The organism is Mesorhizobium sp. M7A.F.Ca.US.005.03.2.1 (assembly GCF_003997795.1).
Lineage (GTDB): Bacteria > Pseudomonadota > Alphaproteobacteria > Rhizobiales > Rhizobiaceae > Mesorhizobium > Mesorhizobium ciceri.
This window is the reverse complement of the sequence record NZ_RZRP01000022.1, coordinates 1-20,627: the sequence shown is the minus strand read 5'-3', so window position 1 is coordinate 20,627 and position 20,627 is coordinate 1. Positions and strand designations below refer to the sequence as shown.

Annotated in this window: 23 protein-coding genes; 11 read left to right on the top strand and 12 right to left on the bottom strand. The window is 56.6% G+C overall.

The genetic code is table 11. The features are described from left to right. From EN991_RS40255 to EN991_RS02625, 3 genes are all read left to right on the top strand, one after another. On the top strand, positions 1 to 497 hold a 497-nt coding region (locus tag EN991_RS40255), incomplete at its 5' end, for a hypothetical protein (RefSeq protein WP_206519145.1). Positions 498 to 724: 227 nt separating this feature from the next. After that, the gene (locus tag EN991_RS02630; RefSeq protein ID WP_127368083.1) at positions 725 to 1,285 is read left to right on the top strand and encodes a recombinase family protein; all 561 of its coding nucleotides are present in this window, start codon (positions 725 to 727) and stop codon (positions 1,283 to 1,285) included. Between the two features lie 270 nt (positions 1,286 to 1,555). Continuing rightward, positions 1,556 to 2,977, top strand: coding sequence for a recombinase family protein (locus tag EN991_RS02625; RefSeq protein ID WP_127368082.1), 1,422 nt, complete (start codon positions 1,556 to 1,558; stop codon positions 2,975 to 2,977). A 3-nt stretch (positions 2,978 to 2,980) separates the two neighbouring features. Here the strand turns inward: EN991_RS02625 and EN991_RS02620 are convergent, their stop codons facing one another. The 4 genes from EN991_RS02620 to EN991_RS02600 form a co-directional block, all read right to left on the bottom strand. Next, positions 2,981 to 3,262 (bottom strand): helix-turn-helix transcriptional regulator, encoded by a 282-nt coding sequence (locus EN991_RS02620; protein ID WP_127368081.1) that lies wholly within the window; start codon positions 3,260 to 3,262, stop codon positions 2,981 to 2,983. A 198-nt stretch (positions 3,263 to 3,460) separates the two neighbouring features. Further along, positions 3,461 to 5,281: a DUF262 domain-containing protein gene (locus EN991_RS02615; RefSeq protein ID WP_127368080.1), complete on the bottom strand. Its 1,821-nt coding sequence runs from the start codon at positions 5,279 to 5,281 to the stop codon at positions 3,461 to 3,463. Between the two features lie 795 nt (positions 5,282 to 6,076). Further along, positions 6,077 to 6,358: a hypothetical protein gene (locus EN991_RS02605; protein ID WP_127368078.1), complete on the bottom strand. Its 282-nt coding sequence runs from the start codon at positions 6,356 to 6,358 to the stop codon at positions 6,077 to 6,079. A 12-nt stretch (positions 6,359 to 6,370) separates the two neighbouring features. After that, on the bottom strand, positions 6,371 to 6,850 hold the full coding sequence (locus EN991_RS02600; protein ID WP_127368077.1) for a MucR family transcriptional regulator: 480 nt from the start codon (positions 6,848 to 6,850) through the stop codon (positions 6,371 to 6,373). A gap of 168 nt (positions 6,851 to 7,018) precedes the next feature. Between EN991_RS02600 and EN991_RS02595 the strand changes: the two genes are divergently transcribed. Together EN991_RS02595 and EN991_RS02590 are read left to right on the top strand one after the other, a co-directional pair. Further along, positions 7,019 to 7,393 (top strand): DUF6232 family protein, encoded by a 375-nt coding sequence (locus EN991_RS02595; protein WP_127368076.1) that lies wholly within the window; start codon positions 7,019 to 7,021, stop codon positions 7,391 to 7,393. 872 nt (positions 7,394 to 8,265) lie between these two features. Continuing rightward, a complete protein-coding gene (locus tag EN991_RS02590; protein WP_127368075.1) occupies positions 8,266 to 9,372 on the top strand; it encodes a HEPN domain-containing protein in 1,107 nt (368 codons plus the stop codon). Between the two features lie 22 nt (positions 9,373 to 9,394). On the opposite strand, the gene EN991_RS02585 is transcribed toward EN991_RS02590, so the two are convergent. Next, positions 9,395 to 11,044, bottom strand: a complete 1,650-nt coding sequence (locus EN991_RS02585) for a DUF4339 domain-containing protein (protein ID WP_127368074.1) — start codon at positions 11,042 to 11,044, stop codon at positions 9,395 to 9,397. Next, a complete protein-coding gene (locus tag EN991_RS02580) occupies positions 10,990 to 11,436 on the bottom strand; it encodes a hypothetical protein (protein ID WP_245460880.1) in 447 nt (148 codons plus the stop codon). Before EN991_RS02580 ends, EN991_RS02585 begins: the two co-directional genes overlap by 55 nt. Positions 11,437 to 11,463: 27 nt before the next feature. Here EN991_RS02580 and EN991_RS02575 point away from each other — a divergent pair, with 27 nt between their 5' ends. Beyond that, positions 11,464 to 11,730: a helix-turn-helix transcriptional regulator gene (locus tag EN991_RS02575; RefSeq protein WP_127368073.1), complete on the top strand. Its 267-nt coding sequence runs from the start codon at positions 11,464 to 11,466 to the stop codon at positions 11,728 to 11,730. 44 nt (positions 11,731 to 11,774) lie between these two features. Here the strand turns inward: EN991_RS02575 and EN991_RS02570 are convergent, their stop codons facing one another. The 4 genes from EN991_RS02570 to EN991_RS39720 all read right to left on the bottom strand — a co-directional run bounded on the left by EN991_RS02570 (position 11,775) and on the right by EN991_RS39720 (position 13,875). Beyond that, complete coding sequence (locus tag EN991_RS02570; protein WP_127368072.1) at positions 11,775 to 12,140, bottom strand: DUF3768 domain-containing protein; 366 nt, start codon at positions 12,138 to 12,140, stop codon at positions 11,775 to 11,777. Between the two features lie 74 nt (positions 12,141 to 12,214). After that, positions 12,215 to 12,829 (bottom strand): hypothetical protein, encoded by a 615-nt coding sequence (locus EN991_RS02565; protein WP_127368071.1) that lies wholly within the window; start codon positions 12,827 to 12,829, stop codon positions 12,215 to 12,217. Positions 12,830 to 13,536: 707 nt separating this feature from the next. Then, positions 13,537 to 13,713 carry a hypothetical protein gene (locus tag EN991_RS39725; RefSeq protein ID WP_164768833.1) on the bottom strand — a complete coding sequence of 59 codons (177 nt, stop codon included), beginning with the start codon at positions 13,711 to 13,713 and terminating at the stop codon, positions 13,537 to 13,539. A gap of 15 nt (positions 13,714 to 13,728) precedes the next feature. Continuing rightward, entirely contained in the window at positions 13,729 to 13,875 is a 147-nt protein-coding gene (locus EN991_RS39720; RefSeq protein WP_164753410.1) for a hypothetical protein, read from the bottom strand. Between the two features lie 246 nt (positions 13,876 to 14,121). Between EN991_RS39720 and EN991_RS02560 the strand changes: the two genes are divergently transcribed. The 5 genes from EN991_RS02560 to EN991_RS02540 all read left to right on the top strand — a co-directional run bounded on the left by EN991_RS02560 (position 14,122) and on the right by EN991_RS02540 (position 17,544). Then, positions 14,122 to 14,325, top strand: coding sequence for a hypothetical protein (locus EN991_RS02560; RefSeq protein ID WP_127368070.1), 204 nt, complete (start codon positions 14,122 to 14,124; stop codon positions 14,323 to 14,325). Continuing rightward, positions 14,322 to 15,245: an AbiV family abortive infection protein gene (locus EN991_RS02555; protein ID WP_127368069.1), complete on the top strand. Its 924-nt coding sequence runs from the start codon at positions 14,322 to 14,324 to the stop codon at positions 15,243 to 15,245. Before EN991_RS02560 ends, EN991_RS02555 begins: the two co-directional genes overlap by 4 nt. Before the next feature lie 219 nt (positions 15,246 to 15,464). Next, the gene (locus tag EN991_RS02550; RefSeq protein ID WP_127368068.1) at positions 15,465 to 16,262 is read left to right on the top strand and encodes a TIGR02391 family protein; all 798 of its coding nucleotides are present in this window, start codon (positions 15,465 to 15,467) and stop codon (positions 16,260 to 16,262) included. Between the two features lie 124 nt (positions 16,263 to 16,386). After that, entirely contained in the window at positions 16,387 to 16,827 is a 441-nt protein-coding gene (locus tag EN991_RS02545) for a hypothetical protein (RefSeq protein WP_013533589.1), read from the top strand. A gap of 378 nt (positions 16,828 to 17,205) precedes the next feature. Continuing rightward, entirely contained in the window at positions 17,206 to 17,544 is a 339-nt protein-coding gene (locus tag EN991_RS02540; RefSeq protein WP_084016304.1) for a hypothetical protein, read from the top strand. A gap of 26 nt (positions 17,545 to 17,570) precedes the next feature. Here the strand turns inward: EN991_RS02540 and EN991_RS02535 are convergent, their stop codons facing one another. Both EN991_RS02535 and fhuB read right to left on the bottom strand, forming a co-directional pair. Then, positions 17,571 to 18,470, bottom strand: a complete 900-nt coding sequence (locus EN991_RS02535; protein ID WP_063170037.1) for an alpha/beta hydrolase-fold protein — start codon at positions 18,468 to 18,470, stop codon at positions 17,571 to 17,573. Positions 18,471 to 18,491: 21 nt separating this feature from the next. Continuing rightward, positions 18,492 to 20,540 (bottom strand): Fe(3+)-hydroxamate ABC transporter permease FhuB, encoded by a 2,049-nt coding sequence (gene fhuB, locus EN991_RS02530; RefSeq protein ID WP_127368067.1) that lies wholly within the window; start codon positions 20,538 to 20,540, stop codon positions 18,492 to 18,494. Positions 20,541 to 20,627: the final 87 nt, after the last annotated feature.

Genomic DNA, 20,627 nt, shown 5'->3' with positions numbered 1-20,627 from the left:
GTCCCTTAGGAGAGAAAGTTGTTTATGAAAGAACCGAGTTTCGGGGCATTGGCTTCGCGGTTAACCCATCATATTCGGACCTCGAAATCATAAATCCGCCTAGGAGCATGAGTTTATTTTTGTCGCGCCTTGGGGAAGCTTGCAATTTCGAAGTGTCTGTCAGCGAAATTAAGGTAGATGTTATTAGATGGTGCGAGCTTTTCTCGAAGGAGACAAACAGGGACATAAAAATAGTTAGCTGCCAGATGCGAGATATCAAGCTCACTGAAAGTGTTATGGCAACGGCGATTTTAAGAGGTGCCAATGACGTTCGTCTAGCTGCTGATAAATTGACGAATGGCGCTTCATATACGAACGACAAAATAAGAGTTCAGATTGAGGGCTCACCGATTAACACCCTCATCCTTACCAGACAGGGTTCGGCGAGCATTGATAAGAGCGCGTCTGAACCCCTGCTCGAAGCACTGCGGAGATCCCTACGCTATTCATTAGATTGAGAAGGTTTGACAGGCCCATAGGTGACTGAACACCGCTTCAACGAACGGACGCTGTTCGGCCAGCACCGCCCATATGCGCAAGTCAACCACGAGAGACGAGAACATGTCACTTTAGGGTATGCCCTAAAGTGACGTCACGCCATTGCGCAAGGGCGATGTAACATCGGAGTTGACAGCGACTATTTGTGACAAGGTAGCCTCGGGCCTAAACCATGAGGTGACACCACATGAGCCGGATAGGCTACGCCCGCGTTAGTACGATCGATCAGGACCTCGAAACCCAAATTGCCAAGCTGAAGGCTGAAGGGTGCAGCATCGTCCGATCGGAAAAGGTATCGGGGGCCAGCCGCGATGGCCGGGCCGAACTTGCGACGATCATCGACTTTCTCCGACCGGGTGATGAACTTGTCGTAACGCGGCTCGATCGGCTTGGCCGAGACACTCGCGATGTTCTAAACTTGATCCACGAATGCGAGCAGCGAGAGGCGTTTGTAACCGTCTTGGATCCTCACGTTTCGACCCGGGGGGAGATGGGCCACATCGTGCTGACCGTGCTGGGTATGGTCGCTCAGATGGAACGGCGTTTCATCAAGGAGCGCCAGCGCGAGGGAATTGAGAGAGCGAAGACCGTCGGTGCCTACAAAGGGGGCAGACAGCGTCTCGACAGGAACAAGGTGATGGCCCTTCGCGATGACGGCCAGAGCCCGACGCAGATCGCGAAGGTAGTCGGTTGCTCAAGGATGCAGGTTTACCGTATCCTCAATGCTCCTGCGGTGGCAGCGCCATGAAGCCTTCGGGTGCATCGAGGCCGTGCCACGACTAAGGGCTGACGGGTTCGCTGCAGGAAGTACTTACGGTGCTGGCGTCTCCTTCCGCCGTCATCGGCCAGCCGCCATAGGGACGGAGTTGCGCTACCCGACTCCCGGTCAAGCCGCTCGGCTACGGCAAGCACACGTGAATTGACGGCTCAGAACGTTTTGCTCAAGCCCGTTGTGGAGTAATATGCGGGCATCAGCGTCGTCCTGCCGCATTAGATCGGCTCGCGCGGAGGCACTATAGTGACTGAGCTTACAAGCGATCTCCGTGTTCCGGCTGCGCAGTACATTCGCATGTCTACCGACCACCAGCGGTATTCTTTGGAGAACCAGATCGCTGCCATCGCCGAGTATGCCGAAAAACGAGGGTTCGCTGTCGTTGATACCTACGCGGATGCCGGTAAAAGTGGCTTAAGCCTGAAGGGAAGAGACGGCCTGAAGCGGCTGTTGGCTGACGTTGTGACTGGGCAACATGCCTATTCTGCCGTTCTGGTTTTAGACGTCAGCCGATGGGGTCGCTTTCCGGACGCGGATCAATCCGCCCACTACGAATTCCTCTGTCGTAGCGCGGGTGTCGCGGTGGTGTACTGCGCCGAACCCTTTGAAAACGACGGCAGCATGGTCTCGACCATCCTAAAGAACATGAAGCGCGCAATGGCGAGCGAGTTCAGCCGCGAACTGTCTTTCAAGGTCTCAAGGGCACATCGACAGCAAGCCCTCCTTGGTTTCAGTCAAGGAGGCGTCCTGCAATATGGCGTGAGACGCCTCTTGGTGAACAAAGACCGGGAGCCGCTGTTTCTACTTAAGTCCGGCGAGCGAAAGGGGTTGAGTTCCGACCGTGTATTGCTTGTCCCCGGGCCACCGAATGAAATTAGTGTTGTGCAGCGGATATTCGACATGTTCGTGAATCAAAAGAGAAGCATGAGCCGCATTTCAACGAGTCTGAATCAAGAGGGGCTTCCTTCTACGAATGGTCGGGTCTGGAATCACCGGCGGGTCAAAGCCGTGCTCAGCAACGAATTGATGATAGGTTACTACGTCTACAATCGCAGATCCTATTTGCTGAAGGGCAGACCGAACCGGAACCCTCCTGAACAATGGACAAGAGCCCGGGTGATGGACCCGATTGTGGACGTAAGGCAGTTCGAGAAGGCTCAACGGGAACTCCGTTGTAAGCGGGGCTACGGTTATGAGAGACCGCGGATGGTCAAATGCCTCCAGCGCCTGTTCAAAGAAAAGAAGAAGCTTACCGTCTCGATTATCAACGCTTGCCCATATACGCCTGCTGCGGCAGCGTATGTTGCGCACTTTGGAAGCCTAAGAGCCGCCTATGCAGTTGTCGGTTATAAGCAGTGCTCCGCAGGTCCTAAGGCAGATCGACAGTACTCAGACGAAGAGCTTTTGGAGTGCCTTCGTCGACTGCAAACGGCATACGGATATGTCACGGTCGCACATATAAATGCTGACGCTGGGCTACCTAGGTATCAGGCTTTCCTAGACCGATTCGGCACGATGAGGACCGCCTATTCGCAGGCAGGCTTGCCTGCCACCAACTCGGAGCTGATCTCGGCGGGGCTTCTACGGGCAACCCTTCGACGCGAGAAAGATCAACAGGGAAGCTCCGGGCATCGACGCGGTTCTACTAAGAAAGCGAGTCGGAGTTAATCTCTATTTGTCCTCCGTATCGACCTTGTGGTCGAGCTGATCGAAACAGCGGATAAGTTGGTGGAGAGAGAATTTGCCGGTGCGGCCGACAACAATGTCGGAGACGTCGCGCTGTCCAATACCAAGCATCTCAGCCGACTTCGCCTTGGTCAGGCGGCGGCGTTTAATAATGGCGCGAATCTCACGGGCCAGCTCGGCTTTGAGCAGTTCCTCTTCTGGATTGTCAAAACCCAAGTCCGCAAAAACGTTGGCGCTGCTAATGTCGGCGGTGATTTCTCCTTTCATGCCTTTCTGCCGTCCTTCTTGGTCAGGTGACCGGCCGGGGATTGTTTCTTGCCTGCGCATTGGATGACGATAATCATTTTGGTTCCTCAAAGGACGTTGATCGTGGTGAGCTAGGCTTCGCCCGAGATTCTTTGAGAAGCTAACTTTGGCGCTCTGCAACCACCGCAAAGCCCGGTTTGAGTTTACAAACGAACCGTCCTATTTATCAGCGATAGCGAATATACTTAGAACCCTGCCAACGAGGACAGCAGTGCGGTCCTCAATCTGTTTTACGCTCCAACTGTCAGCTGACCCCAGTACATCATTCAGCTTAAGACCATTCTTATAACCGACGGGAAGTCCCTTGCTATCGACCCTGTCTCGCTTTTCTGAAAACCCTTTGTTCCCAAGAGCACTATTAAATCCGGAGATAGTAAGATTTCCAATCCTGTGGGCGTGAGACTGAATTAGCGCCTTTGCCACGGCTGCGTCTCCGCCAGCCATCATATCGACCCAATACGGGGGAACGTTTTGACCTTGTGGGAAAATGTGTTCAATCGACCAAACATACTGTTTGTTATCGACTCTCCATAGATCAACGGTTGTCTCTCTCGTCATTCCCTCCTCTGCGAGAGCGCACAAAACAAAACGAGTAACACCCACGTTCTCTTCGTAAATCGGCCCTTCCAATTTCTCCTCAAAGACCTTGTCGCTAGCTGAAACTGCCAGAAGGTCTTCAATCGCCGCGTCGACCACCCGATCACCTCGGAGAGGGGCCACCTTCTCGATTATCGACATGAATAAGCGGGTCAGATCGCGCGTCGGTGGCGTGTCCGTGAGATTCCTGCGAACAAAGAAGCGCGTTAGAAGACGAGCTATCTTGTCCAAATGCGAAGGCTGGAGTCCCAACTCTGATTGCTTCACAATGAGATACAATAGCAGCAGATGCGATGGCGCACCTTGAATTCGCTCCAGATCTTTCAACGGTTTGTCTAAAACTGAAAGCGCCGAGTTCTGGTTTCTAGAAAGCATTAGCGCATAGGATTCGGCTGCGCTTCGAATCCCTTGGAGCTGTGCGCCTGCGTCTTGATTGATCAACTTCTCGTATATCTGAATCAGGTTAGTACGTGTAGCAACTGGGCCAAGAGGGTCTTTTCTTTTATCTTTGTCGCTTCTAAATGGCCTATTTAAATCGTCCTTGAAGGCATTATAATAATGCCGGAAGAAGCGCTCTTGAACACTGTAATCGTCGCCGAGGTGCGAGAGCAGGGTGCTCCAAACGTCGAAGTAATAATCGACCTTATCGCTCGATGTAGCCTCCGCTCTGGCTAATAGTTTGTTCTTTATTAAATCAATTGCCGTAAGTGGCATTCCTCGATTGTTTAGCGATTCAAAGAGAGTATAAGCGTCTGCGTGGCTAGCAACCTCAATCTTAACTAAACATGCTTGGCTTACTTTGTCGAGAAGTTCCAAGATCGATACGAGCGGGTCGGCCGAAATATTGGCTGTCTCCTCAATCCGAGTTTGGAAATATCGATACGCGCGAAAAATCTTCCGATTTCCTGCATACGGGGGAGCATCAAAGGGGCTTACGGCACCCAATTCAGACAGAACGGCTCGATAGTCATTTAGGTTAAGGTTTTGAATCTGAGGAATAACGCGGAGTTGGTCAACTCCCTTTTTTAGCACAAGCTTGCGCTTGAGATTGAGCATTTCGATTTTCTGATCGTCGTTTAAAGCCTGCTCGCGAGATTTTAGTGACTGATAGATAGCGGCAAAGAGGAGGGAAAGAGTGGTCAAACGCTGCTGGCCATCTATGACCTCCAACCGCTGCACGTCGAGGCTATCGTTGGTCTGGTTGATACATATGATCGAACCTAGGAAATAACCGCCATCATTCTCCTGTACATCGTCAAATATTGTCTCCCACTGATTTTTCCCCCAAGTGTACTCTCTTTGATACCGGGGAACGGCGTAAACAACCGAGGCCTCTATGTCGAAAAGCTGTGAGATTGGATAATTGTTGACCGACTTTATCATCGCGTTGCCGTTATCCCTGCCATTTTGTCATGTCCCGATCCGTAAAAAAGACTACTCATCTCGATCAGGGTGAGAATTACGAAACGTTTCTAACTGCCTTGCAGCCGTCTGGCTATCGCGTCTCAGCAAATTGTAGCTCCAGGAGGGCTGGCGCAGCGACGGCAGCGTTTTCGCAGCTTGCGACCAAGGCCAGAAGACTTTGAAAGGGCCGACCGCCGGGCAGCGGTATGTTTGATCTTATCCCATCGTCTTCGCTGTGGCTTCAGGCATCGACGCAATCATTTCCTCGAAAGCCGCAAAGAAATTTGACAGGTTTTCGGCGTCACCCGTCACTGTTCACCGCGCCGCTGCATAGCCATTATCTTCATACTTTGGCCTTCCGCCACCCAGCCCACCACGCTTCCCATTGGGAGCAGAACCATCTCTCGCCTCGCGCCGGGTTTATGCGCGTAGCCGAATAATATTCCTGACCGGGCACGTGATAGATGTGCTCACCGCGATCGTTGATGTTTCCCTTGATGTCACAGCCCACTCTGCGCACGGCGACGGAGGTCGTTGACCTGACGGGATAATGAACATTTGGAAGTGAGTGTTGGGTGTCTGTTGCGACATAAGCGAGGGACGCCGTGCCAAGCAGCGCCAGAGAAATAGGGAGGCGAGCGCGCAGAAGCGAACGCCACCAAGGCCTCCGCCGTCTAACCCACGGCCGAACAGAATTGCCCATAGCCATCTCCCCGAGGGGAGAATGCTTCCGTCAGGCGGAAGAGTCTAGAGAGAGAAGAAAGCACTATCGGGCTATTCTGAACTGTCCTCGTCGCTTTCGTCGGGAGGGACTTCATCGTCTGGCGCTGGCTGTTGCTCCTCAACGTAAGCCTGACAACCTTCATTGAAGGATTGGCTATTGCCGTCGCAGTCGTTGGCGTCCGAAATACCATTTCGTTCGGCCCAATCGTATCCTGCTTGGTGGCCTGAACAGCCTGCGGTGCAGTCGTAACCTTCGAATGTTTGCTGCGCCACGGCAGGGTAGGCCGTAAGGCTTAACCACACGATAGCGCCAACGGCGGCTGATCTATTCATCGAGGTTCCGGCCTAAGCCGTCTTCCGCCGCGCGGCAGGCTTCTTGGCTTTGGCTGCAGGTTTTTTTGGGGCACCTTTTGCAGCCGCTTTTCGGCCGAGGCCTGAGGATTTCGCAAGGGCGGACCGCTGAGCAGCATAGTTTGGTGCCACCATCGGATAGTCTCGAGCCAAGCCCCACTTGGACCTGTATTCCTCCGGCGCCAGCCCATAGTGGACATTCAAGTGGCGCTTGAGGGATTTGAACCTCTTTCCGTCCTCCAAGCAAACAATGTAATCTGGGAACACGGATCTCTTGGGGTTCACCGCGGGAATAAGCTCAGGCTCTGTCGGCTTCGAAGGCAGGCCAATTCCCATCAAGGCAGAGTTGACGCTTGCAATCAGATCTGGAAGGCCGATCGCGGGCACTGGGTTGTTCTGCACGTACGCCGCAACAATCTCTGCAGTTAAACCCAACACACCGGCGTTACGAGTTTCTGCTGCAGCATCCGACATCGTTTCATCTCCCAATTGATTGCGTTTTTCGAATAGTCCGGAAAACCCGTCCGCGCAACTGTGACGGAAACGAACTCAGCGCCCGCAAACAACAAGTCACAAAACGCTTGGCAAGAAAGAGAGAATGCTCCACCGTCCAAAAGGGCAGAAAAGCTAGGTGGGGGAAGCATGGAGAAGGTCAACTTCACAAGTGGAGGCATCCACGTCACGGATGCAACCGCTATCTTCGGGAATGTGACTTATCAAATTTCAAGCATTGGAAGTGTGAGCATTAAGCAGGAGGCCGGAGGTTTCGGTGCTGTTTTAATTTTGGTGGCGATTATCTTTTCCATTTATGTTTGGATGAAAGCTGGCCTTCTGTGGGGGGTCCTCATTTTTTTCGGGTTAGGTTTCGCAACTACGATGCTGCCCTCCAAATCGACGCTGGTCTTGCGCACTTCCAGCGGCGACGTCCATGTGCTGTCGTCACATGACAAAGCGCTCGTTTCGCAAGTCAAAGGAGCTATTGAACAGGCTTTCAAGAACCGAGAAAGCTCGCGATAGCCGGTCCAAATTTTCGGTAATGCCAACCTTCCCATAGTTCGGCTAACGGGATCATCAACACGTTTCATGTTCGCAGCGACATTTAGGTAACTTCTATGCCTGCATATTCGGGAAAAGCCCAGCCCTACTTGAATGCCATCGCTGAGAGCGTATTTACCTCTCAACACGTCAGAGATTGGTTGATTAGGGGCACGTCGGCGGAACCAAATTACACCGGCAGTTCCGCCCTCGTAGACGAACAGCGCGCTGTGCGTTGGCGAACGCGGCCTACAATACAGCCTTTCTGGGCCAACTACTGGTGCGGTTTAGATAGTCGATGCACTTGTCGAATTCCCGATAGTAAGGGACTCGAGTCGGATGCCATCTTTTTCTTTCGAAATTCTCTAAACCGCATTCTCGCGGTCCATCTTGAATTCAAGCATTCAGGCGAACGGTTCGGCTACGGCCAGCCCGAGGCGTACCCACTTCGCGCCGCTTGTTTCGCCAAGACGTATCAGACGCGTCAAACCCTGAACGCCCATCATGACTGGACCACAGTCGTCTTTTGCGGCGCTGAGACCGCATCAGATGCGAGGCTTAGAAACTTCGAACGGGTGATCTACCACGCTGAAGCGATCTCCGTTATCGCTGGTTATCCTAAGGGGAGCCGCTGAGGCCTTGCTCAGCGCATTGAGAAGGGAAATATGGGGAAGCCATTCACACCTAAGGAACTGCGTATTCTATTCTCGTGCGCCGAAGACATATTTAAGTCCAAGTCACTTATAGCTCCTAAATCCATAAGCGAGATACCGCGCGACAGAACTCTCGCTAGGGAGCTTAGGATCAGAAAGAATAAGCATCTATACCTCACTGATTTTGGATTTGAGAAATTCATGCAAGTCGTCGAGATGGTATCTCGGCGCGATTATTTCGATGGAAAGGCAGACTATTCGGACATCTGGCGGGCATGGAAAAGCGCCGTACAGGATTGGCTATCTCAAGCTCTTATGCCTGACAATCCTCAAGAGGTCCTCGATGCCATATCTAATCTGGTCACCGGCGAGATACACGAGCATTTCTTCATCGTTCCAATTTTTGGCATAAAACTGGAATCAGAGGACTCATTCAGTCTCGGCCCGATGAGGATACTGCGAAGTCCGATTTCTGTCCTGAAATCGGCGAATGTCTCTTACGAGAAGCACCCGGATCCTTCTATATTGGAGGCTCGGCCCGGCGCTTTGTGGCTCCATGGTTCAGCTTTCGCGACTGAAAGAGTGGCGCGACGATTGTTCTCAGAGCAGACCGTGTTGGTCGTTGGCCTGATTGCAATCGCTGCCGCTGCTACATACGAGAATGGCGCTGCAGGGTTTCGCATCGGTACGGGCATGACTCCAGAGGACGCACCGGGCCGCTCAGTTTGGATGTCTTGGAGCCAAGCCGACAGTCACGTTACCACGCATTTTGGATCTCCAAGAGGACAGCCATTTTCGCTAGATACCGAGTTATCGGACAGGTCTGACGCGATGCGAATGATCGGGCTCGCGGCGACGAACTTACAGAAAGGCAACAAGACAGAGGTCGAGGAAGCAATCGAAAGGGCGATTTACTGGTTCTCAGATGCGCACCGCGACACTCCGCTGACCATGAGAATCGTCAAATATTGGAGCTGCGTCGAAGCCTTTTTCTCTCTTGAAAAGGAGAGGGTATCTCAATCTGTCTCGTCTGGGCTTGCGAGCATACTGACCTACGGTGGGTTTCGTTTCGTTCATTTCTCTGAATACGGGAAGCTGAAGAAGCAAATCAGCGACATGTACGATCTAAGATCGCTTGCAGTCCATCGCGGCGCCCACCAGCACGTCACTGAAAAAGACGTTGCCCGGTTTAGCCAATGGGTGGCTTGGATGATCATAGAAATTTTGCAATTGAGCCATTCTGGCTATGCAACGCTCAATCACCTCAAAAGAGAAGTCGATCGTCTGGACGCCATTAGCCGCACTTGAGTTCCGAGACCCTCGAAGGGTCTCAGTTGAAGTTGGCGTGGGGAACTCGTTCGACTGTCAGCGTCAGGTTGTTGTCCATCTGATGGAGCGAGGCGGTGAAGCGCTCGGACGTAGTCTGCCTGACACCGACATACTCGGTGTACTTGAACTGGTACGCTCCATCACCACGCATTTCCCAATGGCTGGACATGCCGTCCTCAAGCTGGAAGGTATCGACTATTTGTCGCGCGAAATCGTCGATCGACATGCCGCTGGCGATGTCGAAGTAGCACTGATAGAACCGCAGGCGAGCAGCGTGGCCGTCGCGCATCAAGATCTGCCCGCAAGCTTGTTGGTCCTTGACGATAAACAGCATCTGGCCCTGCGGTCCGTTTGGGTTCAAGCCTTTGGCAAGAGCGGAAAACGCTTGCAGGGTGCCAGTCCATTTCGAGCTTAAAGCAAACGAACGATCCACCGATTGCGTAAGCTGGGCTTCTGTCATTCCCAACTGGAGGCCGCGGAAGGTCGATCCGTTCGAAGGGGCGTCCGTGACGGATTCTTCAGCCACGTTTGGGGCAGTTTGTTCGGCATCGTCAAGACTGCTTTCTTCGGCAACCTCAGGAACGGGGTCTTCTCGATCGGCTCGCGCAACTCTGGCGGGACATAGCGCCTTGAACGCCTCAATCGCCACATCATAGTTGGCTCTGTAATCAAGCACTTCGTGCGGAACGACGTCTGGTTGAACTATGTAGGAATAATCGCCATTGGCAGCGCGGCCCTTGAATTGGAAGCCGTTGCCCCATGGACTGGTGAACTTTCCTGTAAAGCAATTTGCTACGATGCTCGCTTGAATTTTGGCGTCGGCCAACTTCTTGCCAACACATGTCTCACCGTCATCCCCGTTGGAATCGATACAGAAGCCCTTCGAGTTCGGGGCTGTGGGATCGAGGGTAATCTCGGCATGGTCCGTATCGATGCCGGACCGGCCTGTGATCGTGACAGTCATCCCGGCGCGTGATCCGTACGACAGGAGATCTCCAGTCTCCGCTGCGTTGGCAACGCTGAGGCTTGGATCTATGGCCAGTTCGGCGATCAGGAAGACCGCCGCGCAGGCGAGCCAGATCCATAGGTATCTGAGCGGTGCGCGTATGACGGCCGATCGACGCCAGAGATAGCCGACTGGGGTCAGCAGCATGAACGGAACGAGTGCCTTGCCCGTCGGGTTTTGCCCAGCGTTCTTGATCGCCTTGGCGTCCTTGTAAGCCAGCCAGAAAACGCCGATCGCTGCCCACAGCGATACGCCGGTGCTGATGGGCGGGGTGTTGGGATGGCCACCGGCGAGCAGGACGATCGTATCGGCAGCGAGGATGATCAGCGGCGAGAACGCGATCCATCTCGCCCATTTATCGACGACAGCGGTCGCGGGAACAGCCGCTTGAACAACACTCAGCGGAGGCGGAGTTACCCTGATTTCCTTTGGGACAATGTCCGTTTCGGAGGCCGCCTTCCACTGGCTGCCGAAAGCATCCGTCCAAACGCGCGTATTTGCCGGAAGCGCCTTACTCGAAAGCATGGCGGTCAGATAGGTTTCTTCGATCGGACCGCGCGGCTGTCCGTTTTCTTCGTAAAACCAGATCGTCATTTCGGGGCCGCTCCCGAAGGCGTGGTCTTGGCCTTTCGAGCGCTTCTCCATGCGAAGTACGCCATCACTGCCAGTATCAGATCTGCAAACGCCCAAATCTTCATATCGGTGAATGCGCTTGCCGCGATGAAGGCAAACAAGCTGCCGACGACGAAAATGATCGCCGAGATCAGCGGCAGGCCGAAGGCGAAGGCGCCGCCGACGAAGAACAGCAAACCGACCAACACGCCGACTGACCCAGCGCCCGCTAGGTCATGGTTGGCCGCGATGCTTCCACCCGTCGCGACCGCGCAGGACTGCAGCATCGAAATCATGCCAAGCAGAATGCCGATAATTCCAACTGCGATTTTCATTTCAATCCCCCTGAAGCTTCGTAACCGGTTGCTTAGAACCTGAAGCAATCCCCACGCCAAATAGGGGACTGTCAGTCCGTCGATTGTCAAGCCGTTTATATTGCCTTCTTGCTCACAATGAATGTGCGCAAGATCATTGGCTGGAATCTCCGCAAGCTCCGGGCAGAGCAAGGTTTGTCGCAAGAGCGGCTGGCATTGGCGGCGGAGATCGATCGATCTTACGTTGGCCGCATTGAGCGAGGCTCGGAGAACGTCACCATCGATACGTTGGATGCTTTGGCAACCGTCCTTGGTGTGCCCGCCGCGGCTCTTTTGATCGAGCCTGCCAAAGGGGCGCGGCAGCCTATGCCCTTGTCGTCCGGCAGAAGGCCAAAGGCGACTTAGATGTACCGGCGGCTGTGCCCCTGTGCCCTGTGCAGAGGGCAACATTAGTATTCCTCCGGCAGCATGACGGTCATCACGCGAATGGTCACAGCGGGGTCGGATGCATCGGGCGACAGGTTTACCAGCGCCCGGTCATAGTAGTCTATTTTGAAGAACAGCTGCCGCTCGCCGACGTGCAGCAGAGCGCAATCGTGCTGGCCCCATGGATCGTTGTTCTCGTCGAATGCATCGAAGTTGGCGATGGCCAGCAGAATGGCGCCGATCTCTTGGGCAGGCAGTGCGGCGACACCGGCGGTCATTACCATGCGGCCGCCCGCACCGGTCTGGCGCAGTTGGTCGTTGAGGGTTCGAATACGCGTGGTTCGATCAGCCGCCGACAGCCGACCGACGCGCTCCTTTGAGCATGTCATGGGGTGGTTCCTTCGAATGGATGTCTGGTTGAGGGGTGACGGGCCAGGACGAACCCGGCCCGTTGCAAGACCGCTTACTTCTTCGCCAGCTGGCGCGGGTGGATCAGGCCGAGTTGGTAGTAGCTGCGGTCGACGTGGGCTGCATCCGGATAGTCCCTGAATTTCAGCGTGAAAATGCCCTTGGCTTTCGCCTTCATGATCCGGGCCTCAAAGTATCCCTCGTCGGGGCCTTCCGATGCCAGTACCATGTCGCCGACTGCCAGCTTTGCCCAAAGGTCGCTATCGTTACCGCCAGCGGCACCGCCGCCACCGTCGCCCCTGCCATGGCCCGCCACGGCCTCAGGCGAGCCCGCTGAGGCGTTTTCGGGGCTGTCGACGGCCTTGTCGTCGCCCGACCCATTGTCGCGCTCGTCAGCGACGCCCGCTAGGGTCGCGATACGGGCATAGACTTCCGATTTGACGAACGGCACGAAAGCCCTGCCGCTGTCGAAAAGCTTGCCAGCCGGAAGGCGCATGACGATCTCGGGTGCTTCGCCGGGCTCAACGCGATGCGAATGCATCCCCATCAGCCTAGCCGCGCTTTCTGCCGCCTCGACTTCGGGCAGCAAGAAGACCGAGGCGTGGGTTTTACGAGCGTCATCCCTGCCGAAGACGATCAACGATCGGGTGGTTTCGGAGGCGACATTCATTGGCCTGCCTCCATATATGACAAAGGGGCCAGAAGGCCCCTTGTGGTGTGATTTGAGTGGTGCCGACATGGTGTGTCGGGTCGATCTGTCAAAGGCATGTCAATACTCCTGTTAAGGTCTGGCCTAACCGCGTCAGCCGACGCAGCTCGCCGCAGTCAGTATAGAGGAATATTTTCCTATTGTCAATGGAAGCCGTTCAGGGTAGCGCGTTATGGATACTCCGTTGTCGCTATCCTGTTTGCACAAACGAGGGCCGCTTCTGCGGGATGACTTTTCAGCCATTAGCTCTCGGTGGGGCGAGGCTTCTTCCGCTTGAGGAGCGTTACAAGCACGGTCCGCATCGACGAGTGCTCTGAGCTATCCAGCTCCACAACCCAGTCGTCGTTGTGCTTGTGCCAAGGGAACTTCGCGTCTCTCAAAGCTTGTCGAAATGCCTTGGGATCAACACCAACGGACCGGGCCATATCCGCAGCGCCTGTTAGCTTAGTCATGACACCTCCCATGCTTTTTGCGAGCATAGACGAGCTCGCCTCATGCGGCGACAGGCGGGATAGCGCCGACAAGCGCGCCCTCTGGAGATCCCCCGGCGAACGGGTGATTCACGAGGGCTATGCTAGGAGCATCGCCATTCTATCTGAAGCAGTATTCTGTAGCCCGACGTTCGAGGTCAGTGTCATACTGAAGCGCGCAGCCACGCCCTGCCCTTCCTACGATGAGCCTCGACTTTGCAACACCTCGGTGATACACAAGCCGCGCAAATCGGTTGCCAGTGCCATTGATTTTGTTGTCTTTTTTCTGCATTCTGCCCATTCCGCCTCTGGGCACCATTCTACTTCTTTGATATTGTTGTGTTTTTCGATGCTGCTCATCGTATCGATGCTCATCAGTTTGACGTTTTTTCAACCGGATTTGACAGTTTTGTTGGCCGCCTCTCGTCGAGAGGCGACAAGCGCCTCGGCGGAGATATTTCCTGCGGCCAACATACCGGTCGCTGCGATAGCAGTTGATGCGGAAACGACGACGCGGCGATTGACGTGCTGATCCAAGACACTATCCTCTCGCAGTGGAGTAACGGGCTCGCTGCCCGCGCGCGAATTCCAGTGGGTATGAACCGCGGTGACAAGCACCAGGTTCGCCGATGGCGCGCTCTCGGTTCGAGCTGGCTTCTGAAGGCTGGTGAAAACGCTCCGGACGGGAACGGTTTTCAAGCATGCCCTTTCGAGGCGAAGCTTGCGCGCGCACAACTATTGACCGAGATTGGCGGCGTTCGTGGAACTAATGAGGGGGACACAATGAAAGAATATCTGCCCTATCTGGCAATCGCATCCAGCGTTGTTGCAGCAGGACTTGGCGTCCGCGCTGCCACTGTCGTAGTCAGAAACTCGATCGACGACTTTATGACCGACATTGGCCGGCAGAGCAGACGGGCGAGCTTCGCGGCCGTTGCGGCAGGCGCTTCGGTAATTCTACGGTCTGTCGACCGACTGGCGCAATGAACAGTTCCACATCTGGTGACAGAGTTAATCGTGTAGACGCGAACTACAATATTTTCGAGCCGCAACCAGCAGCTAGTCCTATCGGCGAAAGCGGACCTCTTACCGCGATTTTAGAAAATATCACATCGTTAGTTGAGAGCGCGAAGAGCCTTCATCGACGCAAAAAGTATGCTGTCTGCAGTCATATTTCTATATTGTCCGTCGAGGAATCGTCAAAATACCTTATCATTTACTGCAAAGCCCATCTCCCAGAACGCATTTTCAATCATCGATATAGGCACCTAAGCAAGCATGCGATATCGGACGCTCCTTGGTATTTATCTGGGAAACTATCCGTTTTATACAGCGTGCATTTAGCTGCGGAGATGTTATCGCCGGGCGATCAAGGCTGGGAAGAAATGCAAACACTGTCGAAATTGTTGTCGCCATACATCCTTCGAACGGATCCAATCGCGGTGGCACAATCAATCATGGGTGTTCTTGATACACGTGATAATGATGAATTGAGTGAGATGTACAAAAAATCTGATAGAGAGCGAGAGAAAGCTCGACTTTCGTCGGTCTATGTGGATGTCTCGAATAAGCTAGAGATCACATCCAGCCCTGCCGATTTTGACCGAAAAAGATCGAAAGACTATCTAGACCAAGCATTATATTGCCTAGCTGTGGTTGAGTTCATTTCTAGACCTACCGAAACCATATTGGATTTCGTTCAGTTGCTCCCATCTGGGCAACGGCAGAGATTTGAGCGCGAGGCGAGGCGTAGCGCTTTGCAACTAGCGAATATTAAGCACGTCGCGCTTTCGGAGGTTAGAGTAGCGGATGAAGATGAAACGCTATCGAAAGTCGCTGTTCGCCAGCCGAAGGCTGGCGAACAGATGAGAGACGCCGAAGACGTAACGGACGAGCAAATTCTTTGACGCGTAAACTGGGGTCGGAGAGTCTACTTGCGTTCGACCGCGCCGTGAAGGTTTTCCCCAGTCTAAACCCCGAGGTGCTAAAGTACCACTCGTCAAGTCAAATAGGAGCAGGCAACTAGTATCTTGTGATAGTCAAGGCGCCGGCTTGAATCCACACCTGAAGGAAGGTGTCCCTCGCATCGGGCCGGTGCAGCGAAATCAGATTTGCAAGGAAAGAGCATGGCACGCCAGCCGATAGCAACTGCACGTCCAACTGCCGTATTGTCGGATGCGCAGCTCCGCGCAGCGCTTCCAAAGCTCAAACGACGACTTGACGAGCTAACTACTCTCAATGTTTTCGCATTGACGGAAAAGGACGGACGTAACATTCTAGATAGTCACTCAACTAAGATAAACTCAACGCTTCGAGATATTTTCGGAGTTGATACTTTGGAATATTCTGAATGTAGCGTAGAAACCTTTCAACCGGTGTTTGGTATTTGGTACAGCGGGATGGATGACTCCCTTCTCGGCAACATCAGCACGGTCGAGAACAAGGTGACGAGTTGCATCACCACGCTGAAGTCCGTCATCGAAATTTTTGAGGAACGTCTCGGCGACGAAGGCGAGAGCAGTATCGAAAGGACAGCACGTGCATACGATGGCCTTGATCTTCATCGGGAAATCGCGCGTGCGGCAAATAAGCTATATCAGGATGGCCATTATGCTAACGCCGTAGAGGCAGCCGTGAAGGCGCTCAACGGCTTGGTGCGTCTCCGTAGCGGACTTGAGTTCGACGGCACGACACTAATGGAGCGGGCGTTCAGTCCATCTAACCCCATATTGAAATTCAACGCGCTGCAAGACCAGAGCGATAGGGATGAACAGAAGGGCTTCATGCAACTATTCAGCGGCGCGGTGTCAGGTCTACGAAATCCGAGGGCACACGGATTCATTAACGATGACGCCGAGCGTGCTTTGGAGTTCATCGCCTTCGTGAGCCTGCTTGCGAAGCTTCTCGACGTGGCCACCACCTAGCCGCGCCCGCCGCACACATCGTCGAGCGAAACAAGTTTGCGCTCTTCTGCCACCAGCGGATTCGATTTGCTTGGTGATCCCCCAACCTTAGGGCAAACTGCCTGCTGGGGTGCTAGGAGGAGAAATGAGAGCACGCGCAGCAACGCTTGGGGATCTGGAGGATGTCTTTCGCGGTCTGTCGAAGCGGATGTCGGACGAATACGTCGCTGCCGGCAAGGACAGCAAGATCGCCTACGACAACCTTATGATGAATTTGAAGGAGGGCCGCGCGCACGCGCTTGTCGAGGGTGACAAGGCCGTGGCGATCATCGCCTGGCATGAGAACAGCGACGCCGCCGACACGCTGTTCGCCGCACGGGAGGACTTCTTCCGGGCCACGACCGTCCGTTTCTGCAAGCGGCATATCAGGCATATCCAGGCGCTCGCCGGCAACCTCGCCATCCATTCGCGCAGTTGGCTCCAGGGGCCGGATGTCGCAAGATGGTTCGGCGTCATCGGCTATGTCGAGCGCGGCCGGGAGAACGGCGCCACTTTGTTCGAGCTGCCGCCGGCTCGCATCGGCTAGGAAACCCTGGGCTGGTCAAGATCCCTTGCCGCAAACACCGCCACCCTCTCGCGATCGCCCGCACAGGTTCGTCGATGCGGGTCACCGTCTTCGGCTCCAGGATCCCTTGCTCGGCGGCCTTCTGAACTGCCTTAGCAAGCGGCTTGCGCCGGGCGCCGATTGGCGAGATGTTATGGGAGGGCAACCGGGGGGCAAACCGGCACGCCGAGACAGATATGGCTGCTGGAAATGTCACGAGCTTGCTTCGCCTTTCTTGCCTTTGTTGCCTTGGTGAGGCCGGTAGGGGCAGGCGAGTGGACGTCTCATCTGCTTGACCGCCCAAGCCTGGCAACCGCCTATTTTCGCCAAGCCGATCTTGTGACTGCATACGCGACCGCAATGGCGCGCTTCCGTCTGCAGTTCGCAGGGCGTGCCGGCGAAAACAACCTTGCGGTCCCTCTCGAACCACTGCTTTTGCGGGCGGAATTCCGTGCGCGGACATGGCGCTCGGCGGACGGCAGCCTGTTGCAAGGCTTTGCCGGCAAGGGCGGCTTCCGGCTGACTATCGGCAACTGCCTGGCGCGCATCTGCGCTGCCAGCGAATGCAGCGATGCCGGTTGGCCGGTTTACGCCTGCAGCGACGGAGGCAAGCGCAAGATGTCCGTCACGGATTTTGTGACGGCAAACTTCGGCGGCGTCTCCTACCGCCGATTGAGCGCCTCCCCTTCACAGGAATGACAGCGCCGACCGTCTTGCTGCGGCGTTCAGCAAAGGGCGGTGTCCCTCCTCACCGCAAACGCCGCCTGCACCGCGCGATTGACGGTGACCGGCAGGATCGACATGTGGTTCTCGCCGGCATGCAGTTCGAAACTGGCGCGCACGCCCGGGAGAGCGTCAAGACGCTGCGCCATTGCCCGCGCGAATGCGTCGGTGCGTGTCACCTTTTTCTGCTTCAGGCGCTTTTCCTCGTCCTCGGCGCCAATCTGGAACGGCGCCAGCTTCTCGGTCTCGTACTCGCCGGCCGACAGGATCATGGTCGCCGCCAAACCATCGGGAATGGCGGCCTCGAAGGCTTCGAGAAAGCGGTCGATGGCACGCTCTTCCCAATAGATGGCGGGGCTCGCCGCGATCCAGGTCTGAAAGGAAGAAGGCCGCGTGAACAGGGCGTAGAGCGCAAACAGGCCACCGAAAGAATGGCCGTAAAGCGCCTGGCGGCTGGCATCGACCGTGACCCGGCTGGCGACCCACGGCTTCAGCTCATCCTCGATGAAAGCAAGGAATTTCCCTGCCCCACCGGTCCGGACTTCGGACGTGCCTTCGTGGAAGGGCGGGTAGGTCTTGCCTGGCGGCGGGCCGAGATCCCATGAGCGGCGCAGCGGATCATAGGCGCCGTCGACGGGATAGCCGATGGCGACGATGACGCCCCAGCCGACATTGGTGCCCGTGGGATAGAAGGCCTGCGCGCGCATGGCGTCGACCGCCGTGCCGATGACGGCGTTGCCGTCGGTCATGTAGAGGACCGGCCAGCCGGCCTCGGGCACCGGCCCGGACGGCACATGCAGGAATATCCGCCAGGGCGCGCCGCCCTGCGCCGGAACAAGATCGTGGACCGCCGTGTTGGCGATCAGGGCTGGCGTCGCGTTGGACATGGATATCTTGGACATGGATATCTCCAGGCAAAACGGTCAGCGGCGGCGCAGCAGCCACATCAGCACCGGGCCGCCGATCAACGTGGCGACGAGACCGGCCGGGATCTGGCGCGGGAAGATGGCGATCCGGCCCACCCAGTCGGCGGCGACCATGATCAGCGCGCCGGCGAGCACCGCGCCAATGGCCTGCGGCAGCGCACGGGAAAGGCCAAGGCGACGAGCAAGATGCGGCGCCATAAGGCCGATGAAGGTCAGCGGACCGACGATCAGCGTCGAAGCCGCGGTGAGTGCCGCGACGGCCAGCAGCACGAGAAGCCGCGCCCTCTTCAGGTTGATGCCAAGGCCCTGAACGGCGGCGGAGCCGAGCGGCAGGATGTCGAGCCAGCGCATGAAGAAAGGCGCGAGCGCGAAGAGGCAGACCGCGATACCACCGGTCAGCAGGGCGTCACCGACATCGACGCCATAGGTCGAACCGGTCAGCCAGTTGAGCAGCAGCATGGCGCGAGGATCGCCGGTCGCGGTGAGCACCAGGATCAGCGCGTCGAACAAGGCCGTCAGGGCAACGCCGGCAAGCAGCAGCCGCTCCGGCGCATAGGCGGCACGACGGCCGATCGCCAGCGTCACCAGCAAAGCGGCGAAGGCCCCGATCGTTGCCGCCGCCGTCTGAACCGGGCGCCCGGCATCGACGAGCGCAAACAGCGCCACCATCATGCCAAGGGCGGCACCGGCACTGATGCCCAGCACTTCGGGGCTGGCCATCGGATTGCCGGTCAGCCGCTGCATCATCAGCCCGGCAAGCGCCAGCATCGCCCCGGCACTCAGCGCGGCAAGCACGCGAGGCCACCGCCACGACAGCAAAGGCTGCAGCTCGTCGCCGAAGGCGAAGGTCCAGCCATGCGGACCCGGTTCATGGCGCAGGGCCCGCCCGAGCAGCAGAAGCAGAGCCAGTCCGAGTGCCATGAGAACAAGGCCGGGCCGGCTTGCGCGCGGCAGGCGCACGGCCATCAAGGTCGGGGCTTCCGAGCCAAGCGCAAGGCGCGGCAGCAGCCAGAGCAGCAGCGGCGCACCGAGAAGTGCTGTGATCGCTCCGGTCGGCAGCAGGTCGCCTTGCGGCCCGGTGGCGATCTGCACGCCTTGATCGGCGGCCCACAGCAACGCGCCGCCGATCAGCGGCGCCATCACCAGTTGTTGGCCAAGCCGCCGGCCACCGCCGATGCGCGCGAGCGTCGCCGCGGCCAGGCCGACGAAGCCGATGACGCCGACAGCGGCAACGACAAACGCGATCAGCGCGACGGCGGCCGCCAGTCCGGCGAAGCGATAGGCGCCGAGCGGCACGCCAAGGCTGCGCGCGCCTTCATCGTCGAGGCCAAGCAGGGTCAGGGGCCGCACCATGAAGAAGATCGCAAGCGCAGCAGTGCCGATGCGGGGCAAAAGCCACAGCGTCGTCGACCAATCCTGCTGGCCGAGCGAACCGGCGCCCCAGATGAACAGGCTGGCCAGCCATTCATGCCGCAGCACGATGAGAGCGGCACCGATGGCGCCGGCATAGAGGCTGACCACAAGCCCCGCCAGCACCACCGAAAGCGGCGACAGGCCCTTGTGCCAGGACAGAGCGATGACGGCGGCAAGGGCCATAAATGCGCCGGCCAGCGCCACCCATTCGCGGCCGAAGGCAAGCAGGGACGGTGACAGAAGCGTCGCCAGTGCCAGCGCCAGATAGGCGCCGGCCGAGACGCCAACGGTTTCAGGCGAGGCGAGCGGGTTGCGCAGAACCTGCTGCAGGACAGTTCCGGCAAGCCCGAGCGCCGCACCGCACAAAAGGCTGATCGCAAGACGGGGCAGGAAGGCATAGTGGACGAGCACCTGCCGCATGTCAGCGATGTCGGGAGCGGCGAGCGATTGGAGCCAGAGCGCCGATGGCAGTTGCACGGTGAGGTTCGAGACGGTTGCCGCTGCCGCAGCCGCGAGCAGCACCGCGCAAAGCAGGATCGCGCCTACCGGCTGATTGCTGGAAAAGCTCCACACGGGGGCCCGGCCGGCCGACGCAGGCTTCCCCCTTTGGGCAATGGCAGCATCCTCAGCCATGGGCGGCCTCCGCGGTCATCGCCGATGCCAGGACCCGAGCAAAACGGCTCGCGGATGGAAGCGCGCCAAACATCAGGACGGCAGGAA

Bases quoted from the DNA above. Each gene is read 5' to 3' on its own strand.
- EN991_RS02630 (WP_127368083.1), top strand. From the start codon at position 725: ATGAGCCGGATAGGCTACGCCCGCGTTAGTACGATCGATCAGGACCTC.
- EN991_RS02620 (WP_127368081.1), bottom strand. From the start codon at position 3,262: ATGAAAGGAGAAATCACCGCCGACATTAGCAGCGCCAACGTTTTTGCG.
- EN991_RS02615 (WP_127368080.1), bottom strand. From the start codon at position 5,281: ATGATAAAGTCGGTCAACAATTATCCAATCTCACAGCTTTTCGACATA.
- EN991_RS02605 (WP_127368078.1), bottom strand. From the start codon at position 6,358: ATGAATAGATCAGCCGCCGTTGGCGCTATCGTGTGGTTAAGCCTTACG.
- EN991_RS02600 (WP_127368077.1), bottom strand. From the start codon at position 6,850: ATGTCGGATGCTGCAGCAGAAACTCGTAACGCCGGTGTGTTGGGTTTA.
- EN991_RS02595 (WP_127368076.1), top strand. From the start codon at position 7,019: ATGGAGAAGGTCAACTTCACAAGTGGAGGCATCCACGTCACGGATGCA.
- EN991_RS02590 (WP_127368075.1), top strand. From the start codon at position 8,266: ATGCAAGTCGTCGAGATGGTATCTCGGCGCGATTATTTCGATGGAAAG.
- EN991_RS02585 (WP_127368074.1), bottom strand. From the start codon at position 11,044: ATGGAGAAGCGCTCGAAAGGCCAAGACCACGCCTTCGGGAGCGGCCCC.
- EN991_RS02575 (WP_127368073.1), top strand. From the start codon at position 11,464: ATGAATGTGCGCAAGATCATTGGCTGGAATCTCCGCAAGCTCCGGGCA.
- EN991_RS02570 (WP_127368072.1), bottom strand. From the start codon at position 12,140: ATGACATGCTCAAAGGAGCGCGTCGGTCGGCTGTCGGCGGCTGATCGA.
- EN991_RS02565 (WP_127368071.1), bottom strand. From the start codon at position 12,829: ATGAATGTCGCCTCCGAAACCACCCGATCGTTGATCGTCTTCGGCAGG.
- EN991_RS39725 (WP_164768833.1), bottom strand. From the start codon at position 13,713: ATGAGCATCGATACGATGAGCAGCATCGAAAAACACAACAATATCAAA.
- EN991_RS02560 (WP_127368070.1), top strand. From the start codon at position 14,122: ATGAAAGAATATCTGCCCTATCTGGCAATCGCATCCAGCGTTGTTGCA.
- EN991_RS02555 (WP_127368069.1), top strand. From the start codon at position 14,322: ATGAACAGTTCCACATCTGGTGACAGAGTTAATCGTGTAGACGCGAAC.
- EN991_RS02550 (WP_127368068.1), top strand. From the start codon at position 15,465: ATGGCACGCCAGCCGATAGCAACTGCACGTCCAACTGCCGTATTGTCG.
- EN991_RS02545 (WP_013533589.1), top strand. From the start codon at position 16,387: ATGAGAGCACGCGCAGCAACGCTTGGGGATCTGGAGGATGTCTTTCGC.
- EN991_RS02540 (WP_084016304.1), top strand. From the start codon at position 17,206: ATGGCGCGCTTCCGTCTGCAGTTCGCAGGGCGTGCCGGCGAAAACAAC.
- EN991_RS02535 (WP_063170037.1), bottom strand. From the start codon at position 18,470: ATGTCCAAGATATCCATGTCCAACGCGACGCCAGCCCTGATCGCCAAC.
- fhuB (WP_127368067.1), bottom strand. From the start codon at position 20,540: ATGGCTGAGGATGCTGCCATTGCCCAAAGGGGGAAGCCTGCGTCGGCC.